At 66.8% G+C, this 19,758-nt stretch carries 15 protein-coding genes and 1 riboswitch; of the genes, 7 read left to right on the top strand and 8 right to left on the bottom strand.

Annotated features, from left to right (window positions below; all coding sequences use genetic code 11):
* Nucleotides 1-84: 84 nt before the first annotated feature.
* The 6 genes from ACW18C_RS05790 (at nucleotide 85) to ACW18C_RS05765 (ending at nucleotide 4,614) form a co-directional block, all read left to right on the top strand.
* Nucleotides 85-1,116, top strand: coding sequence for a beta/gamma crystallin-related protein (locus tag ACW18C_RS05790; RefSeq protein WP_492073370.1), 1,032 nt, complete (start codon nucleotides 85-87; stop codon nucleotides 1,114-1,116).
* A 23-nt stretch (nucleotides 1,117-1,139) separates the two neighbouring features.
* The gene (locus tag ACW18C_RS05785; protein ID WP_492073368.1) at nucleotides 1,140-1,778 is read left to right on the top strand and encodes a hypothetical protein; all 639 of its coding nucleotides are present in this window, start codon (nucleotides 1,140-1,142) and stop codon (nucleotides 1,776-1,778) included.
* Between the two features lie 39 nt (nucleotides 1,779-1,817).
* Nucleotides 1,818-2,393, top strand: coding sequence for a hypothetical protein (locus ACW18C_RS05780; protein WP_492073366.1), 576 nt, complete (start codon nucleotides 1,818-1,820; stop codon nucleotides 2,391-2,393).
* Between the two features lies 1 nt (nucleotide 2,394).
* Nucleotides 2,395-2,904, top strand: a complete 510-nt coding sequence (locus tag ACW18C_RS05775; protein ID WP_492073365.1) for a hypothetical protein — start codon at nucleotides 2,395-2,397, stop codon at nucleotides 2,902-2,904.
* A 98-nt stretch (nucleotides 2,905-3,002) separates the two neighbouring features.
* Nucleotides 3,003-3,575: a hypothetical protein gene (locus tag ACW18C_RS05770; protein ID WP_492073364.1), complete on the top strand. Its 573-nt coding sequence runs from the start codon at nucleotides 3,003-3,005 to the stop codon at nucleotides 3,573-3,575.
* Between the two features lie 13 nt (nucleotides 3,576-3,588).
* Entirely contained in the window at nucleotides 3,589-4,614 is a 1,026-nt protein-coding gene (locus tag ACW18C_RS05765) for an FAD-dependent oxidoreductase (protein WP_492073363.1), read from the top strand.
* On the opposite strand, the gene ACW18C_RS05760 is transcribed toward ACW18C_RS05765, so the two are convergent.
* Complete coding sequence (locus ACW18C_RS05760; protein WP_492073361.1) at nucleotides 4,615-5,079, bottom strand: hypothetical protein; 465 nt, start codon at nucleotides 5,077-5,079, stop codon at nucleotides 4,615-4,617.
* 49 nt (nucleotides 5,080-5,128) lie between these two features.
* Nucleotides 5,129-7,768, bottom strand: coding sequence for a hypothetical protein (locus tag ACW18C_RS05755; RefSeq protein ID WP_492073359.1), 2,640 nt, complete (start codon nucleotides 7,766-7,768; stop codon nucleotides 5,129-5,131).
* 69 nt (nucleotides 7,769-7,837) lie between these two features.
* Here ACW18C_RS05755 and ACW18C_RS05750 point away from each other — a divergent pair, with 69 nt between their 5' ends.
* The gene (locus ACW18C_RS05750; protein WP_492073357.1) at nucleotides 7,838-8,458 is read left to right on the top strand and encodes an ECF-type sigma factor; all 621 of its coding nucleotides are present in this window, start codon (nucleotides 7,838-7,840) and stop codon (nucleotides 8,456-8,458) included.
* Here the strand turns inward: ACW18C_RS05750 and ACW18C_RS05745 are convergent.
* The 6 genes from ACW18C_RS05745 to ACW18C_RS05720 form a co-directional block, all read right to left on the bottom strand.
* Entirely contained in the window at nucleotides 8,421-10,817 is a 2,397-nt protein-coding gene (locus tag ACW18C_RS05745; protein WP_492073355.1) for a serine/threonine protein kinase, read from the bottom strand. The two genes, ACW18C_RS05750 and ACW18C_RS05745, sit on opposite strands and share 38 nt — an antisense overlap.
* A gap of 53 nt (nucleotides 10,818-10,870) precedes the next feature.
* The gene (locus tag ACW18C_RS05740; protein WP_492073354.1) at nucleotides 10,871-11,392 is read right to left on the bottom strand and encodes a hypothetical protein; all 522 of its coding nucleotides are present in this window, start codon (nucleotides 11,390-11,392) and stop codon (nucleotides 10,871-10,873) included.
* Between the two features lie 1,017 nt (nucleotides 11,393-12,409).
* Nucleotides 12,410-13,405, bottom strand: a complete 996-nt coding sequence (locus ACW18C_RS05735; RefSeq protein WP_492073352.1) for an amidohydrolase family protein — start codon at nucleotides 13,403-13,405, stop codon at nucleotides 12,410-12,412.
* Nucleotides 13,406-13,436: 31 nt separating this feature from the next.
* Entirely contained in the window at nucleotides 13,437-15,377 is a 1,941-nt protein-coding gene (locus ACW18C_RS05730; RefSeq protein ID WP_492073350.1) for a S9 family peptidase, read from the bottom strand.
* Between the two features lie 92 nt (nucleotides 15,378-15,469).
* The gene (locus ACW18C_RS05725; RefSeq protein ID WP_492073348.1) at nucleotides 15,470-18,133 is read right to left on the bottom strand and encodes a TonB-dependent receptor domain-containing protein; all 2,664 of its coding nucleotides are present in this window, start codon (nucleotides 18,131-18,133) and stop codon (nucleotides 15,470-15,472) included.
* Nucleotides 18,134-18,328: 195 nt separating this feature from the next.
* A riboswitch (glycine riboswitch) is annotated at nucleotides 18,329-18,416 on the bottom strand.
* Nucleotides 18,417-18,622: 206 nt separating this feature from the next.
* Nucleotides 18,623-19,750 carry an ABC transporter substrate-binding protein gene (locus ACW18C_RS05720; RefSeq protein WP_492073347.1) on the bottom strand — a complete coding sequence of 376 codons (1,128 nt, stop codon included), beginning with the start codon at nucleotides 19,748-19,750 and terminating at the stop codon, nucleotides 18,623-18,625.
* Nucleotides 19,751-19,758 lie beyond the last annotated feature (8 nt).

Genomic DNA, 19,758 nt, shown 5'->3' with positions numbered 1-19,758 from the left:
CCCGCAGCACTGACAGCAAGATGTCCGGGTTCAGTCGGTAATCCCGTTTGACCAGGAGAACCCACCCTATCGAGGTAACCCGACATGAAGACCGCCCTGAAACTCTCCTGCGTTGCGGCCGCCGCCGCGCTGCCGCTGCTGGCGGGCACCGCCGTGGCCCAGAACGCGCCCAGCCTGAGACTGTTCAGCCAGAACGGTTTCGCCGGGACGTCCCTGCGGCTGGATCGCAGCATCGACAATCTGTCCAGCCGCGAGTTCAACGACAAGGCTGCCAGCATGATCGCCGAAGGGCGCTGGGAAGTCTGTCTGGACGCCAGCTATGCCGGAACCTGCCGCGTGATCCAGGGCCGCATCAGCGACATGGGCGACTGGGCCGGCAAGATCAGTTCGGCCCGCTACCTCGGGCCGTCGGACTGGGGCAGCAGCGGCATGGAAGACGGGACCACCGCCACGGCGGGACAGGCGGCCGCTTCGCCCGACACACTCGCGACACCGGCCGCCGCTGTGACGCCGCAGTATCGCACCGATTACGAACCCCACGTGATCGGCAACATCTACGACACCGATTTCGGGACGATGACCCTGGACCGCTGGGACCGCGATGGCGCGGCCGGACACTATGTCGGAGCCACACCGGAGGCCCGCGGCAGCTTTGACGGCATTCGCGAGATCGGAAACGACAGCCCGGAAGGCATCGATAGAATCCTCGGCTACTGGTACCAGCCCGCCGCCGCACAGGCCTGTTCGACGCAGAGGAACGGCACCTATTACTGGGGCCAGATCCAGTTCAACTTCTCAAGGGACCGGAACGAATTCATCGGCTTCTGGGGCCACTGCGAGGGCACAACGCTTGACCGCTGGAACGGCAAAATTGTCGGCCGGGACCCCCAGATCGCGGCGGCCGTGGACGTCGATCTGCGCAATGCCGGCACCGCAGGCGCGGCCGCGACCACCACACGGGTCGGCGACGCAACCGCTCCAGGCACCGGCGCCCGGCCGCCCGCCGCCGGCCAACCCCTGCCGGGCGTGGTGGACCGGACGGTCCGCGCCGCCAGCGACGAGGTCGAACGCCGGACCCAGGACCGGATTCGCGAGGGCATTGGACGGCTGTTTTGAGCCGGGCGGGACAGGGCAAGCTCATGACCAGCCCCTCCATACCCCTGGTCGGTCTGGCGCTGTTCGCGCTGACCCTGACGGGCTGTAGCCGGTCAGGCGGCGAGGCCGCAAACGGCGGCGGGACCGACCCCGTCGCCGCCGCGCCTGCCGGCGCTGCAACCGCCGCCGACCCTGCCGCGGCCGACCCTGCCGCGGCCGACGCGGAAGCCGTTCCCGCGGACGCCCCGTCCAGTCCCCTCCCCCCGCTTGAGCGAGAGATCGAGGTCACCGCGTTCGAGCCGGAGGTGATCGGCAACGTCTACACGTCCGACTTTCAGGACGTCATTCTGGATCGCTGGGACGCCGACGGCGCCGCCGGACGCTATGCCGTCGGCCAGGGCCGGTTTGAAGGCGCCCGGCTGGCCGGCAGCGACGGGCCGGACGGCATCGACCGGATCGAGGGCTACTGGCATCAGTCCCGGTCAGACCAGCGCTGCGACACGGCCCGTGACGGCACCCACTACTGGGGCCGATTTCAGATGAACGTGCCGCGAGACCGCAGCGGGTTCATCGGCTTCTGGTCCTACTGTGACAGCACTCCGCTCGACCGCTGGAACGGCAACCTGATCCGGCGCGACCCCGAAATCGCCGCCACGGTCACACGGCTGCTCGCCGACCGATAGGCCCCGACCGCCCATCCTTTCCGGCACGAAGGTCCCCTCATGACAACTCTGTTTCGCATCGCCCGTCCGCACCTGACCGCCCTCATGGTTCCGGCCGCTGTCCTCGCCCTCTCGCTCGGAGGGTGCAACCCGTCGGACCCGGCGGCGACGCCCGAGGCCGGGGCCAGCGATCCATCCGGTGTGGCCGACACCGTCAACTCGGCGGGGGCAAGCAAGGGCGAGGTCCCGGGCGGCGCGCGGGCGGCGAACGAAAGCGGGTCGATCACCGACAGCTTCGCCATCACCAACCCGGACATCGCCGCCACCTTGCCCGATTTCGTCAGGATGCCGCCCGGGGCGCGGGTGATCGTCAACTTCCCCTTCTCCAACGGGATACGAACGGGCGGCTCGATCATGGCCAATACGCCGATGCCCCGGGCGGAGGTCATCGCCTTTCACCGTCAGGCGATGACCCGAGACGGCCTGGTGCTCAAGCCCGACGAAACCGGTCGCGACGGCGAAACCATCCTGACGGCCGAAAGCCCGGACGAGAAAACCCAGTACACGGTCAGTGTCTTCCTTCCGCAGGAGAACGGCACCCTGTTCCGGGTCGGCTACTATGAGCCCGTCGCCTGAGATGACCGTTTTCAGAGCCCTCGTCGCCACCCTGATCTCGAGCCTGGTCCTGACCGCCGTCCCGGTCGCGGCGCAGCAGACCCTCCCCGGCCATGACGCGGCAGCCGGCGAGGACCGTCATGCCCTGACCCCCGCAGGGCCGCTCCAGGGCAGTTGGCGGATCGTGCGGGCCGGAGATCCGGCCGATGCCGCCATCATGCGGATCCAGATCATCCACGACGGCAACCGTCTGGACGGCAGCTATGTCCTCTACCAGCCCTTCTGCAGCATCGAACGCCCCTTGCCGGTCGCCGGCGCCGAGGACTGCGAGTTCATCGATCTGGGCGGTCAGATCACGGCGGGCCAGTCCACGGGACGCTGGGCCAGCGTGATCCTGCGTCCCGGCGCGGACGGGCTGGATCACCGCATCAGCTTCCGCAACCGCCCGGCCCGCGGTCCGCTGAGAGGCCGCTACCACGCGCCCGGGGACCGGTCAGGCCTCCCCGTCGTTCTGGCACGCGCGCCGGAATAGCCCCGCCCATACCGGGTCGGTCATGTCCGCTTCAGCCCCGCAATTCCGTTCTGATCGATGGGGGCTTTCACCGATCAAACGAAACAGGGCTAAACACCATGGCATTGATACGCAGAACCTTTCTGGCCGGCGCTGGCGGACTCGCCGTCGGCGCGACCACAACCAGCCTCGCCTTCGCGCAGGACGGCGGCCGGATCACCATCGAGATCCGGGATGCCCGTCGTCTGGCCCGGCTGTCGGGCGAGCGCCTCCGGCGCGGACTGATGCGGAACATGGTGCTGCGACTGGACGGCTCACGGGTCGAACCCGTGCAGATGCTGGCGGCGCGCTTCGAAAAGGGCGAACTGCGCGACGTCTTCACCTCGGACCGGTTCGATCTCCGCGCCGGCTCGGTCGCCTTCCCCGGAGACATGTTCTTCCCTGGCGACATGTTCTTTCCGGGCGATATGTTCTTTCCGGGCGACATGTTCTTTCCCGGCGACATGTTCGCCCCCGGTGGCGAGCGAACCCTGTCCGGCCGCGAGGATGTGCTCCGGGAACTGGCGCGATCCACCCTCGGCCGGGACGGAGAGATCAACGGCCTAGTCTTCATGGTCGTGGCCCGCAATGACAAGGCGCTGAGCCGGGGCAGCGCGCTTCGGACCCGGCCGGGCGGGGACGACCGGCGCTGACGGCGCGCGACGCTTGTCCTTCCTGATCCTCGGGGGCGGGGTCGCCGGCCTGTCCGCGGCCCTGTCCCTGCGGGCGATCGGCCGGGAGCCCGTTCTGGTGGACCCGCGCGAGGCGGGGCACCCGCCCGCGCGGTCCGTCCATGTGCACCGGATCGGTCCTGGAAGCCTGGCCCGGCTGGCCACCGTCTGCCCGGATCTTGATGGCTGGCTGGCCCAGGCCGGCGCGGGCATGGGCCGCATCGGCCGGGTCGTCGGCGATCGCCTGGTGTGGGGAGATGAAGCCATGATCGTCACCCTGGCCATGCTGGAAGCGGCCCTGGGCGACGCCGTCGAGGCCCTGGGCGTACTGGTCCTGCGCGGCCAGCCGGTCCTTGCCGTCGAGCCGACGTCCGACGGCTGGAGCGTGCGAATTCCGGGGCGGCGGCTGATGATCGACGGCGTCATCGACGCCAGCGGCGGGCAGCGCGCCGGTGTCGATCTGTTCGGGGACCATCTGCCCGATCTCGACCTCGACGACGTCGGCGAACCCCAGGCCTATGCCAGCTGGGCCGGCCAGACCGTCGGCGGGCGGCCGTGGCTGGTCGCCTGCCGCGATCCGCAGCGCGGTCTCGACAGTCTGGTTCAGGTCCTCCCTGGCGGCATGGCGACCCTTACCCTGAGACACCGGGCGGGGTGCGCGCCACCAGACCGTGATGCGGTCCTGGCGGGTCTCGGTGATGCGGGTGGGTCCCGCCTGCGGGCCCTGCTGACCGATATCGTGTTCGAGCCGCGGCCGGTCCGTCATCTGGCACCGGGGGCCCGCCGCGTGGCGCTGGAGCGTGCGCGTTCCGAAGCCATGCCGCCGTTGGCGCTGATCGGGGATGCGCTGATGCAGATGCCCCCGAGGTTCGGCGGCGGTGTCGCCCGCGCCATTCACGACGCCGTATCGCTGGCGGACGGGATTGCCGGCGGGCAGCCGGTGGCCACCATCGGTCGCGACCTGGCGGTTCAGGCCCGCGCCGTCTGGAGCGGCGCGGGCCTGGCGATGATGGCCGGCTGATCAGCCCTGGGCCAGGTCCGGCGGTTCGGCGCCCTCGGGCGGGGTCGATGCAAGACAGGCCTTCAGCGGCTCGACCGAGTCCTGGCGCAGATCGGCGCTCGTCGCGAACCGGTTGGACATCTGGTATTCGTCCAGAAGGGCCTGAAATTGCGGCGCCGTCAGGCCCGCCACCGCGGCACGGCGCTGGGCCTCGTTGAACCAGGCCCTTTTCTGATCCTCGGTCGCCGCCGGGAGTTCGGCGGCCATCTCCGGCAGGCCGACGGCCAGGACGGTCGCGCCCTGGACAAGCCCCCAGCAGCGGGTCGCCTCGACCACGGCGGCCGGTGCCGATGGGCCGTACGCCCGCGCCCCCCCGGCCGCCGGGGCCGCCCCGTTGTCGCTCGCGGACGAGCCGCTGTTGTCGCAGGCAGCGAGAGCCAGAACGGCGGCCGTCAGGGCACCCGCCGCAAGGATGGATCTGCTCATGTCGAGTCTCTTTCTCAGTTGTGGATCAGGGATTGCACGGGGTCGCGGCTCAGCTGTTCTGGCTGAGCATGCAGGCCATGGCCTTGGCCATCTCGGGGTCCGAAGCGATCTGGGCCTCCATCTCGCGCCGGACCTCGGGCGGCAGCTGGCCCAGGAATTCGTTCAGAAGCCGTCGGGTCTCCGCTTCGCTGAGATTGCAGCTCAGACCAGGGATCGGGGCGGACGAGGCCCCGCCACCGCTGCCACCGCCCCCACCGCTGCCGCCGCCGGCGGCCTCGCGACGCGGCTCCCGGCTCAGTTCGGCCCGCTGCGAGGCCGACAGGGTCGACCAGAGCTTCTCGCCCATGAATTCGATCGCCCGCGGTGAAATCATGGTTCGCCGGGACGCCGGCAGCATCGGCATCGCCACCACGCTCTGGAAGGTGCCCGACACCGGACCGACAAGCTGGGCGGTGCAACGCCCCTCCTGACGCTCCAGACTGGCCTGATAGCTGACTCTCACAAACCCGGGCGTGGCCTGCTCGATCGTGATCGTCCCGCGGCCGGCGACCGAGCTCGGCAGGTCCAGGCCCCGCTGTTCCAGGGTCGCATTGCTGAGCGTGGCCGTTGCCGTCGCGGGATAGGTGCCCGGGCCGGTGATCGGCCGGTCGGCATCCAGCCCGAACTCGATGCTGGCGGACGGGACGAGCCCTTCCAGGCCCGCCAGATTGATGGCGGTCCCCCCGGTGGCGGCGGCCATGGCTGCAGCGCCGATTCCGGCCAGCTGGGCGTTTCGACCGGCACACACCTGTGTCGGCGAGCCCGCCGCCGGTCTGCCGCCGACGGTATCCGATCCGCCCCCGAGCCCCACCGCCATCTGAATGCGGGCACATTCCATATAGCCGGCCATCAGGTCACCCTGCGAGGGCGGCAGGAACGACAGGTTGATCGAGAAATCATCCGTATCCAGCGCCGCCGCATACATCGCCATGGGGCCCAAGCTCATCTGCCCCGGCACGTCCGGCGTAATCACCTGGGGCACACAGGGGTCGCGCTGATTGTCGACCGCGGTCGCCTGCAGCTGCTGACGCGCTTCATGCGCCCCCGGGCCGACCGTAAATTTGACCTCGACGGGTTTCGTCGATGCCTCGCCACCGGGATTCAGATTGGTCAGGGCGATGGTCATCCGGTCATCGGCAAACGCCTCATCCGGTTTGAGAATGACTTCCCAGACCTTCACGGCCTTGCCGCTGCGGGAATCCTCAACGATCAGGCCCGGTCGCAGCAGGTCTGTGCCCTGTTCCAGCAAGGCCACCTCGCTCCTTGTTCCGGACTCGATGGTCAGGGACTGGCTCCAGGACTGGTCCGCCGTCAGGTGAAGGCCGTCCAGCGCGTCGGCCGGGGCCGCACCGCCGTCGGCGACGACGGTGAACACCGGCGGCAGATCATCATCGCTCTTCGGACCGCTCCAGTGAACAGACAGGCAGTTGGCCGCTGCGGGATCGAGGGTGAACGACAGCTCCACCACCGGATGACCCAGCGAAAGCTCGACGGGAAGACAGCCGGGCGCGGCATTGGCCTTGACCATCGCCCCCTGCCAGACATACCGCGCGAATACGCCCCGCCCGCGCTGGTCCTCGGGAATGATGTCACCGCCGATGACATTGTAATAGTTCATCTTCGCCAGCAGGAGCGCCAGGCCGCGCTCGTCGCCGTCGGTCGACTTCAGCGCGGCATCCAGCCATTGCCGGGCTGCACTGTCAGACCCGAGATCAGACGGTTTCGTCTGGAACAGGGGGGTCAGGAACCGCCAGTCCCGCACGGCCCCGGCTATGCTCCAGAAGCTGCCGTCCATCCGGCCGGAAAAGAGCGGCTGATCGATCCGCCGCAATCCCCCGAGGCGCTGGACCAGGCCGACGACCGTGACCAGACTCTCATCGCTGTCCAGCGACGTGACACCGGACTCGGCGAGAATTCTGCCGATGCTCCCATAGTCCCAGACACGGCCGTCCCGATCGTTCGCACCGCCGAGAGCATAGGCGCCCAACCCGAGGCCGAGGCCGTTGATCGCCTTCACGCCGGGCGGCGTAAACGCCTCGTTGACTACCGCATCTCCGATCTGGACGACATCGCGGCAATAGACGTGGGCCTGGCGCAGTCCCAGGCCCACGGCGATGGACAGCTCCGGATAGTGTTCAGGCCAGGTCCCGCTCGACGCCTGGTCAAACCAGCCGGGCGGGACCGTCAAATAATCGCTGAGACCGGGGACGCCGCAGCTGCCGGCCAGGGCGAAGCTGGCCCCCTGGGCCCGCAGCATCACCCCGACCGTAGACGTGCGGCCCTCGACGGCGGGGCTGAATGCGTCCGGCGGCAGGGCCAGATAGCCCGGTGTGGTGGTTGAAGCGGGCCATTCTTCGAGAACGAAGTCCGTTGCGGCTTCGATCCGCCGGGTCTCGGCCGCATTTCCCGGAACGCGGCCGACATAGAGGCTGGACTGGGTCGGATCTGTCCACGTCGCATAAGGCTGCTGTTCGCCGACCCAGACCCGCATGATCGGCTTTTCGCTCTGGGCCAGAGCCGGCCCGGCGAGGGCCACGGCGAGCGCCAGCGCCGAGGCAAATCCCAGGCCGCGTCGATTTCGAATGGTCATGATGTCGGTCCCCGCTTTGGCGTCACCAGGGAAACGGGATCGCCGGCCGGAACCGGACACAACCACTGGCCTTTCGCCGGGCTTGCGGTAGGCTAACGGTGTTCAGTTTGGCGTGAGGGAGTGGGAATCATGAGTGCAATTCCGATCAAATCCTGTTTTGACGAGGTCGACCCGCAGGTCCACCACGCGGCAAGCCGTCTCGCTCCCGAGCTCTGGGGTGAGCTTCGAAAAGTCGCGCGACGCGAACGGTTCCGGGTCCAGGCGGGCGAGACCCTGCGCACCACAGCCCTGATCAGCGAGGCATGGCTGCGTCTGCGCCGCTCGGAAGGGTTTCTGAACGACAGTCATTTCCTGCACGCAGCCGCCCTGGCCATGCGCCATGTCCTGGTCGACCACGCCCGCGCCCGGCTGGCGGTCAAGCGCGGCGCCGGCAAGGTTGATCCCCTGACCGAGGATATCGAGCCCTTCTGGGAAAGCGATGACCAACTGGTGGATCTGGACGAGGCCCTGGGACGTTTGGCGAGACTCAACCCCCGCCTGGCCAAGGTCGTCGAGTTCAGGTTCTTCGCCGGCTACAGCGACGAACAGACGGCGCAGATCATGGGCCTAACGGATCGCACTGTCCGGCGCGACTGGGTCAAGGCCAAGGCCTGGCTGTTCCGGGAGCTCAGCGAGATCACCGCTGAACCCGATCAACCCGCATCGTCCGGCGTCAGGGCGCGGTCCGACCCAACCCATATCGCGCCCTGATCTGATCGATCGCCTTGATCTGGGACACCGCGCCCGGACCAAGGGCCGCGAGGGTGACCTGGGCCGCATCCAGAAGACGTCCGCCTTCCGCCTTCCGCCCCTGGGCGGCGCGGACGCGGGCCAGGGAAATCCGCACAATCGCGGTGGCCGGATGGTCCGGTCCCAGCGCGGCCTCGACCTCTGATACAGCGCCTTCACTCAAACGGGCCGCCTCGCCGACCCGACCAGTCGCGAGTGAGGCCTCACTGAGTCCCGCGACGGCCGAGGCATAGTGCAAGCTGGCGACGCCGGCATGGACCCGCGCCATCTCTGTCGCCTCGCGCAGGATGGGCAGCGCCTCGGCGTGCCGGTCCAGCTGCATCAGGGTCTTGCCATAGTTGCTCAGCAGGGCGGCGGTCGCCGCAGACGGCCCATAGAGCTTGCGCCGGACCTCGACAGCGCGCCGGAACAGCGGTTCTGCCCGCGCCGGCCGACCGGACAACACTTCCAGCGCCGCGAGATTGTTCAGCGTGTTCAGGGCATCCGGGCCGTTCTCCAGCCCGTTGGTCGACCAGACCGCCAGAGCGGCCTGGAACGACGGAACCGCCTCCTCGACGCGTCCGGCCGCGGTCAGCATCACTCCCAGATCATTGTGATAGACCCCGGTGTCGCGATGGTTGGGGCCACTGATGGCGATCCGGGCGGGCAGGTTGGCGCGAAGCACGCGAATCGCGTCCTCGGCGTCGCCGGCGTCACGCAGCAGTCTGGCCTCGGTCAGGCGACTGTCCACCAGCTCGGAGCGCCAGCGTCGCGGGTCGGTGTTCCAGAACGACTGGGCCCGCAACATCAGGGCCCGGGCCTCCTCGGGTTCGGCCTGACGCTCCTTGATCTGGGCCAGGTCATAGGCGGCCCCCGCCACGATGGCAGGATCGACGCCGCGAACCGTCATGAGCCGCTCGAGCAGCGGTTTGGCCGCCTCATAGTCGTTCATGTAGAAATAGAGTTCGCCCAGCATGCGGGCGACCGGCCCGCCCCGTTGCGGGTCGGCCTGGAACTGGTCCAGCACCTGGGCGGCGGCGGCATCCAGAATCCGCGAAGCGTCGGCGTCGGGCCCCCCGGTCTCGGCCCCCGTGCGCAGCATGAAATAGAGATAGTTCTGAACGGCCTGCAGCCGCGACTGCTCCAGCAGGGCGGCGTCCCGCTCCCGCTGGGCGACCGCCGCCTGGTCCAGAGCGATCGCCAGTCCGCCCGACAGGCTCAACACGACGGCGGCGGCGGCGCTCACAGGAAGCCAGCGCCGCTTCAGGAACCGGCGCGCGACATAGCCCCGCTCATCCCGACGGACGGTGACGGCGGATCCTTCCAAGGCCCGGCGCAGATCGTCCGCGAAGGCCTCAACGGTACCGTACCGCGCCGTCGGCGACTTGCTGAGCGCCCGGTCCAGCACGGCATCAAGATCCCGGACAAGACCGCTGGGCCGGACGCCGGCCGGCAGGGCTGCGATCAGCCGGTCCGGGCTCTCGTCCACGATCCGCCGGATGGCGGCGGGAAACGGCAGGGTCCCGACATCGATCGGCGGACGGCCGGCGATCAGGTTGAACAGGGTCGCGGCCAGGCCATAGACATCGCTCATGACGGTCGCCATTTGACCCTCGACCACCTCGGGCGCCGAGTATTCGATCGACATCGGCGAGGGGTCCGCCCGCGACGCGCCGTCACCCAGTTTCTGGGCCACTCCGAAATCAATCAGCCGGGTTCGCCCCCCCTCGGCCACCAGAATATTCGAAGGCTTGATGTCGCGGTGAACCGTCAGTTTCGCATGGGCATGGGAGACAGCCTCGCAGACGTCCAGCATCAGGCGGGTTCTATCCGCCGGACCGAGGTCTTCCCGCACGCACCAGCTGTCGATGGCCGGCCCGTCGACGAATTCCTGAACCATGAAGGGCTGGCCGTCCGGCCCCAGCCCCCCGTCCAGAATCCGGGCGATGCCGGGATGTTCCAGTCCCGCCACGATCTGGCGCTCGGCCATGAACCGGTCCCGATCGGTACCGGCGAAGCCGCGCATCAGCTTGAGCGCCGCCGTCTGCCGGTACTCGCCGTCGTCGCGCTCGACCCGATAGACCTCTCCCATTCCGCCCTTGCCGAGCGAGCCGACGATCTTCCACACCCCGAACCGCATCCCGGGCTGAAGCGTGACCGAATCCAGCCGCGACTCCGGCTCGAGAAAATCCGTCGCATGCTCGGCCGCGTCCAGCAGGGACACCAGTTCCTTCAGGAGTGCCGGATCGGCGCAATACCGGTCCGCAAGCCAGGCACGGCGTTGCGCGACCGGCACGTCCAGCGCCTCGTCCAGCGCAGACTCAATCCCCTGCCAGTCCACGGCCGCCCCCTACCCTGTTCAGCCTGCCACGCTGTGGCGAACGCCGGTTTCCGTCAACCGTTTCTGCGGCTGTAGATCAGGGTCACGACACTGCCTTCACCTTCACCGGATGGCGCGATGCTGATCTGGACGCCGTCGCCGACGTCTTCCGCCGCGGTGCCGCTGAGGATCACGGCGCCATTGACGTTGGCGTCACTCCGCTCGGTCAGGTCCGAAGCGTCCAGCCGGGCGCGATAGAAGCCGGCCACCCGCTCCGGGTCATCCCTTGTGCTGAACGAGACCATCCCGCCGGTCTGGACACTGCCGCCGCTGTCGCTGCCGCTGATGCCATCCATCGAACTCAGGATGACCGCCCCGGGATAGATCGGCGCAAACGCCGGCAAATTGCGGGGCGCGGCCATTGCGGGACCGGTCCGGACGGTCACGCTTCCACCGGTTTCGCGATCCCGGATCGTGCGTTCAGACCGCCCGGAATCACAGCCATAAAGCCCCATCGCGACAACAGCCAAAGCGGCCACCCAATGCGTTCGCATGTCTTCCTCCACCTGCTCGATATGGCGAAGAACGGAATTCACCCGCGCATGCGGACATCAGCCATGACGGCCCCCGGTGGAGCGGCCTGCGCGGCCATCTCTCCAAAGGCCTCTACGCCAATGATGCCTGCAGAGTATGGTACAGCAGGCAGGCTTGGCTAGCAGATCGTCCGCCTGCCGCCGTCGACAGCCATTGGCGTGCAGCCGAAAGGCGAACATTCCCAAGGACAAGGATGAGTCGAGGCCGTGTAGAAACTCGAAGCAATCAGATTCTTCAGCAATTATATTGCTTTTACTTGCAAATAGAGGATCAAAATCAGAATATTCTGTCGAATATTATTGTGTATCCGCAGAATTTTGCGGCCATTTCTCGCGGAGAAGAGTTTTTACACAGCCTCAGTCAGAAGCGGATCTCAGGGATGTACGAAAGCTCGAGCCCCGCTGTCACCTCTACCACCGTAGGGCTACGGGTTCGCAATACCCCAACCCGACCGTTAAAGTCCCCCTGTCATCAACGAAATCCCCTCGCCAGAGGCCGCTCCCCCATGCCCGCCGCCCCTCACTCCCACTCAATTGTTTCACAGACCAGAAGACCATGATTTGTCAGAGCCTTTTCTTTGATTTCATGAGCGCGCCGTCGGCGCAGCCGTCATTGAAACCGGGCTCATGAAAACAAAGGGAAAATTGGCCGCGATAAAATCCGGGTGATGTCGCCTTCTATCGGTAGGCTTGGGCCCTGCCCCGGTCAGGACGACTCCGTGACTTCAAGTCCCAAACGCTTGCCCAATACCGTCGAATCCAGACCGACACATGCGACCAGTGAGCCTGAACCATATCGCGCATTGACGCTCGGCCAATGTCGTAGATGCGCCAGAAGCATGCAATCGGGTGAGTTAGGTTCGCCCTGTCAGCGATGTCGACGACGCGCCAAGGGCAGACATTTATCTCCGGCCGCAAAGTAGACTTGCGCTGGCGTGACGGCTTTGAATCCTCACGTATGATGAACCCGTCTGTTCGCTTGGTTGTGCGACCGCCAGCCATTCAACATTCTTGATGTCGTCATCTCACTGCAACGCGTCGTCGCCTCAGAGCTGTCGCTTCTTGAGACGATAGCGACAACAGCCCCATGGCGTCGTTAAGATAGTCGTCCAACGGCCCAGAGAACGGCCAGTCGGAGCCCGGCACAAAACGCTCAGCGCCGATGCCCCTCATGACCTGGACCAGTCGGGCCCTGTTCTCTGGCGACGTATCGGCGTCGAAGACCTGAGCCAGATCGAAGAAGAGGTCGGGAGCCATGCCGGGTTGTTCCGCCAGGACCTGGCGAAACTCTTCCAGCGCATCCCAGGTGTTCGCGTCCAGACCGCCCCAGCCGCCGGAATGGGCGATGACGACGGGCGCGCCGACCGCGTGCGGCAGGACCTGTTCGACGAAGATGCGGACGTCGCGCGCGCCATAGTCTTCGGCGCGGGTGCGCATGTGGATCATGATGGTCATCCCGGCGTCCGATGCGGCGTCGAAGACCGCCGCAAGACGGCGGACCTGATCGGGATCGCGAAGGTCGACGCCGGAGTTGGTCAGGTGCAGCTTCAATCCCTTGGCGTAGGGCTCGTCCTTCCAGGCGGCGATTTCGGCCAGGGCGTCGGGCGCAAGCGGATTGACCGAGACGAAGGCGACCAGCCGTCCGGGGTGGGCGGCGGCGGTGGCGACGGTGAAGGCGTTGGCGTCATGAACCCGCGTCGCGGCGTCAGCCAGCGGGGGAACCATCATCGGACTTTCGGCCAGATAGGCCGTGGACATCATCCAGGCCGTCTGGACGCCCGCCTCGTCCATGTCCGCAAGCAGATCGTCGGCCGTCAGGGGTTCGACGAAGGCCGGATCGCACGCGCCGATACGCCCCGGACTGCTGCAGTAGGCCGACAGGATGTCGAGGATGGCGGGCGAATGGACGTGGACGTGATGGTCGGTGTGAACCGGGGTGCGGGGCTGCGCCGTCCCGGGCGTGGCAAGCAGCGCGGCTGAAACCGCGCTCGCTGCGGCGATGCGTTTGAAGATCATCAAAGGATTTCTGAGACGCTGCGATCAGGGCTCAGCGCGCGGCGTCGCCCAGCAGCGTCTGTTTCCAGAACAACAGGCTGGTCCAGAAATAATAGTCCTCGTTCTCCTTCTTGTGGAAACCGTGGCCCTCGTTCTGCGCCAGCAGATGCCAGGCCGTACCGCCGTTGCCGCGGACCGCGCTGACGATCTGATCGGCTTCGGACGCCGGCACACGGGGGTCATTGCCGCCGGTCGCGACCAACAGCGGGATGGTGATCTTGTCCACGCTGGTCAGGGGCGAGATCGCCTGAAGCTGGGCGCGTTGGGCCGGATCACGCTCATCGCCGTATTCCACGCGCCGCAGGTCGCGGCGGTAGGATTGGGTGTTTTCCAGGAAGGTGACGAAGTTGGAGATGGCGACGTAGCAGTTCGCCCCCTTCAGCCGGTCGCTGTAATGCACCGCCGTGGCGTAGCACATATAGCCGCCGTACGAGACGCCGGTGACGGCGAAACGCGAGGCGTCCAGGTCTGGATCGACCTCCAGGGCGTCGAGGAAGGCGCCGATGTCCTTGACCGAATTCTCTCGCTGGAACGGGCCGTTGTCCAGATTGACGAAGCGTGTGCCATAGCCGGACGAGCCGCGCACGTTCGGGAAGAACAGCGCCACGCCCAGTTCATTCAGCAGATAGTTCTGCGCCCCCAGGAAGTCGGGACGGGTCTGGCCTTCCGGTCCGCCGTGGATATCGACGATCAGCGGACGTTTGCCCGGAAACTTGGCGGGGTCCGGCTGATAGAGGAACCCGGAGACGGTCTCGCCATCGAAGCTCTTAACCTCGACCAGCCTGGGCTCGACGTTGACGGCGGGGTCCAGGCCGCCGGTCTCGCTGTGGGTCCACTGGATGACCGCCAGGGTCGTTGGATCGATCGAGAAGGCGTCGCCGGAGACACGTGCGGACGACAGGCTCAGCCCGATCGCCCCCCACGGCGCGATATCGATGGACGGGCCGATGCTGTAGGGGATGACGCCGTCCGGCAGGCCGGGGACCACGCGCACCGCGCCCGTGGCGACATCCATGACCTTGAGCCGCGAGACGCCCGCCTCATTCACCGCATAGGCGACGAAGCTGCCGTCCGGCGCCAAGGCGTAGTCGCTGACATCCCATCGGCCTTCGGTGCTGACGGGGACGAAACAGCCCTGCCCGATCCGCCCCAGGCGCAGGAAGTCGGAATCCTTGTTCGACGTCGCCCAGACCGTGCCGTCCGCCGCATATCTGGGATCGACATAGGAGACCTGCGCCGCCGGATCGGTCAGGGGGGTCATGTGGCCGGACGCCAGGTCCAGCTCATAGACCACGGCGTTGTTGATCGACATCCGGTTCAGGACCAGGGCCCTGGTCCCATCCTTGGAGAAGTCGGCGATGTTCCAGCCGCCACCGGAGACTTGCGCGACCAGGCGGTCGCTAGATGGGTCGGCGGGATCGACGACATACAGGTCCATGTCGGCGCCGTTGCGGCGGGATGAGGCGTAGCCGACCCTCTTGCCGTCCCGGCTCCAGGCGCCGAACCAGTTGCGGCTCTTGCCGTCGGTGATGCGGGTCAGCCGACCGCCGGACAGTGTGTAGAGCTGATAGAATTCGTCGCCGCCATTGTCCTTCTGGACCAGCAGGGTCTGACCGGACGGCGACAGGGCGCCGGCCAGGATCGGCTCCGCCTCGAAACTGATCTGGGTTCGGGCGCCGTCAGGGCCGGTGACGAGATGAAGCTGATCGGTCGCCCCGAACCGGGTCTTGATCAGCATCGACCGATCGGCGGCGTTCCAGCCGAGGAAGGCGGCGCGGCGCGCCTGAAGATAGGGTTGGGTCGCGGCGACCAGATCGTCGGGCACCGCCGGCAGGCCATCCGCAACGATGGCGGCGGGCTTGGGCGCCTCAGCCAGGGCCGCAGGGGCGACGCTCAGGGCGAGCAGGAGGGCCATCGGCAGACGGGTAATCATGGAACAGACCGTGCGGTGTATGGGGAAGCAAAAGGGGGAGGTCGCCGGCTCCCTTGGAGGAGCAGAGCCGGCGACCGGGAGCGGGGACCGAACTAGAAGCGGTACCGCGCGCCAACCGTGACGTACCGACCGATGACGTCGTAGTACGGCGAGTAGAGCGACCCGACCGGCGGGTCCTTGTCGAACAGGTTGGTCGCGTTGGCGTAGAGCTCGACACCGTTCGCACCGTAGTGGGCCAGGTCAGCCGTCAGCCCCAGATCGACATAGGTGTAGGCGTCGATGTGGTTGTTCGAGATGGCCACGGTGCTGTTGTAGTCACCCGCCGAGATGTAGCGCGCGCGCAGGTTCGCGCCGAACACCTCGCCTTTCCAGCCGAGGCTGGCGTTGAGGCGCAGCTTGGGCACGCCCAGGCCGAACGAATAGCCCTGAGATTTGACGTATTCGATCTCGGTCATTCCGTCGTCAGTGGTCAGACTGTTCACCCAGGTGCCGACCAGACGCATCGTCACCCGGCCCGTCGCGCCCGGCACCCAAAGGTCGGCGTCCGAGGCATAGGAGGCCTCGGCATCAATCCCGTCCGTGTGATATTCGGCCAGGTTCACATAGGTGGACAGGGTGCGCACCAGATTGCCCGCCGTGTCACGTTCTACCTTGGTGCAGAGGTCGAGGTTGCCCTTGAAGCAGCGGGTGACCAGGTCCTGCGCCGCAATGGTCGTGATCACGTCATCGATCTTGATGTCGTAATAGTCCAGCGACAGATTGAGGCCGGGAATGGACGGCGGGGCATAGGTGACGCCCAGGGTCAGGGTGTCGGCCGTCTCCGGGCGAAGGTTGGGATTTCCGCCGCCGTTGTTCAGCACATAGACCAGGGCGCCTTTCTTGGCCGGGTCGTTGAGGTTGTTCCATCCGGTCGTGGTCGTCGTGAACAGTTCAGACAGGTTGGCCGAACGGATGTCGCGCGACTGGGTCACCCGGCCCCGGAAGCCCGGGAAGAACTCGTTCGTCGCCCCGACCTTCCACGACCAGATCGAACCGGTGGTGTCGTAGTCGGAGATACGCGCGGCGGCGTTGAACTGCAGGTCGTTCAGAACCGGCAGGTCGCGGACGACGGGAACCAGGATTTCGCCGAAAGCCTCCTTGACGCTGAACTCTCCGGACATGGCCGAGAAGCTGAAGGTCTTGAAGGCCTTCGCAGCATCCAATTCGCCGACGCGCTGGTCGGTCTGCTCCTTGCGGGCCTCAAGACCGACGGCAATCGAGACGTCGCCCGCCGGCAGGCTGAAGGGCTCGCCGCGCAGGCTGATCCCGGCCACGTCCAGCTTGGTCGTTGCGCGCTGCTGCGGGGCGCCGGTGACATAGTCGATGGCTTCCTGCGACGGGGCCCCGAGGCCGAACAGATTGATCGGCACGCAGCCGGAGTTGGCGTTGGTCAGGGTCACGCGGCAGACGGCCTGGCCGGTCGATGGATTGATGACGGAATCGACGGCGTTGGCGAACTGGGTCTTCAGCAGGAAGCCAGGCGTGTCGATGTTGTTCTCGAATTCACCGTGGCTGTAATAGGCGCCCCAGCGCCAGTTCTCGCCGAACTCGCCATCCACGGCCAGGGTCGCCTGGGTGGTCACCCGCTCGAAGTCGATCGTCGAATAGGACAGATCGGAGTTGAAACGACCGAAGGTGAAGGACGTCTGGCCGGCGGCCGCCATCTGCTGCTTGATCGTGGAAGACAGGAAGGCGTTGTCGATGCCGATGGTCAGGTCGCCGCGATCATGGTCGCCGAACCAGACATAGTTGTTCCACATGCGCGAATGACGGACATCAGCCGTGACCCGCAGCCTGTCGTTGATCTCGTAGACGGCGCTGGCCAGACCCGTGTAACGCCTCTGCGGCGTGACCAGCGGGCTCAGATCGTCGTTCGACGGACCTTCGCCGCCGATCGAATTCGTGCCGCTGACCGTGCCATAGTCGAACGGACGCAAGGAGCCGTCCGGGTTGAACACCATGCCGCGGTTCACACCCGACATGACCAGACCGCCATAGGCCGCGTTGGCGAAGCCCACGTCAGGCGTTATCGCGCCATTGACGGTCGCCCACCGTCCGATGTTCGGGCGCGAGGCCTTGGGGATGACGCCTTCGTTGTCGAGATATTCGCCGCCGACGACGAAATGGCCGCGACCGCCGGCGAAGTCCGTTCCCCAGGCGCCTTCGAACCGTTCCTGCTCGGCGTCGTCATAGGACGAGATGCCGTATTCGGCGCCCAGCTTGCCGCCGGTGAAATAGCGGTCGATGCCGATGTTGACGACGCCGGCCACGGCGCCCGATCCCCAGGCGGCGGAGGCGCCGCCGGTGACCACGTCGACGCTCTTGACCAGGACCGACGGCACCGCATTCAGGTCGTTCTCGCTCGACACCCGGCGTCCGTCGATCAGGACCAGGGTCCGGTTGATGCCCAGCCCCCGCAGGTCCACCGGCGCATTGCCCGCGCCGGTGTTGGTGCCGGTCGTCTGGGCCGAGGTGGTGGCGCGGAACTGGGGCATGTCGTTCAGCGCGGCCGCGATATTGGGGCGCGCGCCCACCGACAGATCCTCAGCGGTCAGGTGGATGGTCGGCGTCGGCGCTTCGAAGCCGGCGCGATCAATGCGCGAGGCGGTGACGACGATATCGTCGACCGCGGCGGTTTCCGGAGAGCCCTCCGTCTCCTGGGCTTGGACCGCCGTGGCGCAGGCCAGCAGGGCGATGGCGCTGCAATAATGGGTCAAGTGACGATTAAGACGAGACAAAGCGAGATTCCTCATGGCGACGACGCCCCTCCCCAGGGATGCCCAATGCGACTGACGCTCTTCGGCGTCCGTTCGCCCCCGCTGTCATTGGGCCTGAGAGTTTCGGGTCGTCGCCGACCCTTTCTCCTTCGGCGAGACCGCATCCCCCGGATCCGGCCTTCTCTCCAGCGTTCCTTCAGCAAGACGGTCCGTTTGCCTGAGCGTTTCCGGGGCGGTTGCGCCTTCGGCGTCGGCCGGAGCCGATCTCTCCCGCCTTGCTGAGGTGAGTAAGATCAACCCAGACTGCCCTGTCAAATCGACAAATACGGCAGTTATTTTGCGCTCAAAACAAAATACATGGTTTTATCGTGCTGTCACAAACCAGACGGACCAGATCAAGACCCCATGTTGCAAGCGACGGGCGTCCGCATGACGGCGTCGTGACAGAAAGGGAGGCTTCGGACTTAATGGACTTATCCACAGGAACGGTCAGGGCGCAGCCGGATCCGCCGGCGCTCTGACGCCGTGACGCATCGCTTCCCTCCACCGGGTGAGCAGAGTCGCGCGACGCGCCTGATCCAGATTGGCCAGCAGGGCGGGTCCCACCCGAACCGGCCGAACGCCAGGCGCGCCGGGACGGACAGGCGCATCGACATCGTCGCGGACCGGTCGAACGCCCAGGGCTCCGATCACCCGCTGGCCTTCACGCGACAGAAGGAAGTCCAGAAACAGCCGCGCCGCATTCGGGTGGGCGGCGTTGCGCGGGATGAAGGCCACGCGTGAAACGGACAGATGATAGTCCTCAGGCGTGATCAATCCGATCTCCGGCGCGCGCGCGACCCATGACGCGCCGTACGACTGGTTCATATTATAGGCGAACGCCATCCGCCCATCGGCGATTTGGCTCATCATTCTCCGCCCGGAGGTGTCCAGCCGCGGACGCTGCGTGCCCAGCGCCTCCATCAACGACCAGGCTTCAGGATAGATCTGCACGTCCGCCGAAAGCTGCATCAGGGCCACGCCGCTCCGTTCGGCGTCATAGAGGGTGACACGACCGTCAAAGACCTCGGGGCGGGTCTTGAGCAGCCGAAGCAGATCCGCATGACTGCGGGGCACGACATCGGCCGTGAGTCGGCGTCGATTATAGGCGAACACGATCGGCTCGGCCGTCAGGCCATAGCCCTGGTCGCGCCATACCGAACCGTCCGGCATGGCCGCACGATGCGGCGACCGGTAGGCTTGAGCATAGCCGTCGTTGATCAGCTTGACCTGCACGTCCATCGCCGTGCTCCAGACCAGGTCCGGCCCCTCCTGGCCCGCAGCTGCGAGCCCCCGAACCTCCTCGGCGATCCGAGTGGAGTTTTTGTCATCCAGACGTACCCTGATCTCAGGCCAGCGACGACGAAAGGCCTCCAGCACCGGCCCCATCAAACTGGTGTTGGTGAGGATGTGAAGCGCCCCCTCGCGGCGGGCCAGCCAACGCACCCGCGGCGCCGTGCCCGCGCCCTCAGGCTCCGACGAACAACCGGCGGCGCTCAACACCGCCGCCCCTCCCGCCAGCCCGCCCGCCAGCCCCCCCGCCAGGCCTACGAGCAGATCTCGCCGATCCGGCTTCACCGGCCCCG

The organism is Brevundimonas sp. FV1ye7S (assembly GCF_058680995.1).
Note: the sequence above shows the minus strand (reverse complement) of the source record. Positions and strands in the feature narration are given on the sequence as shown.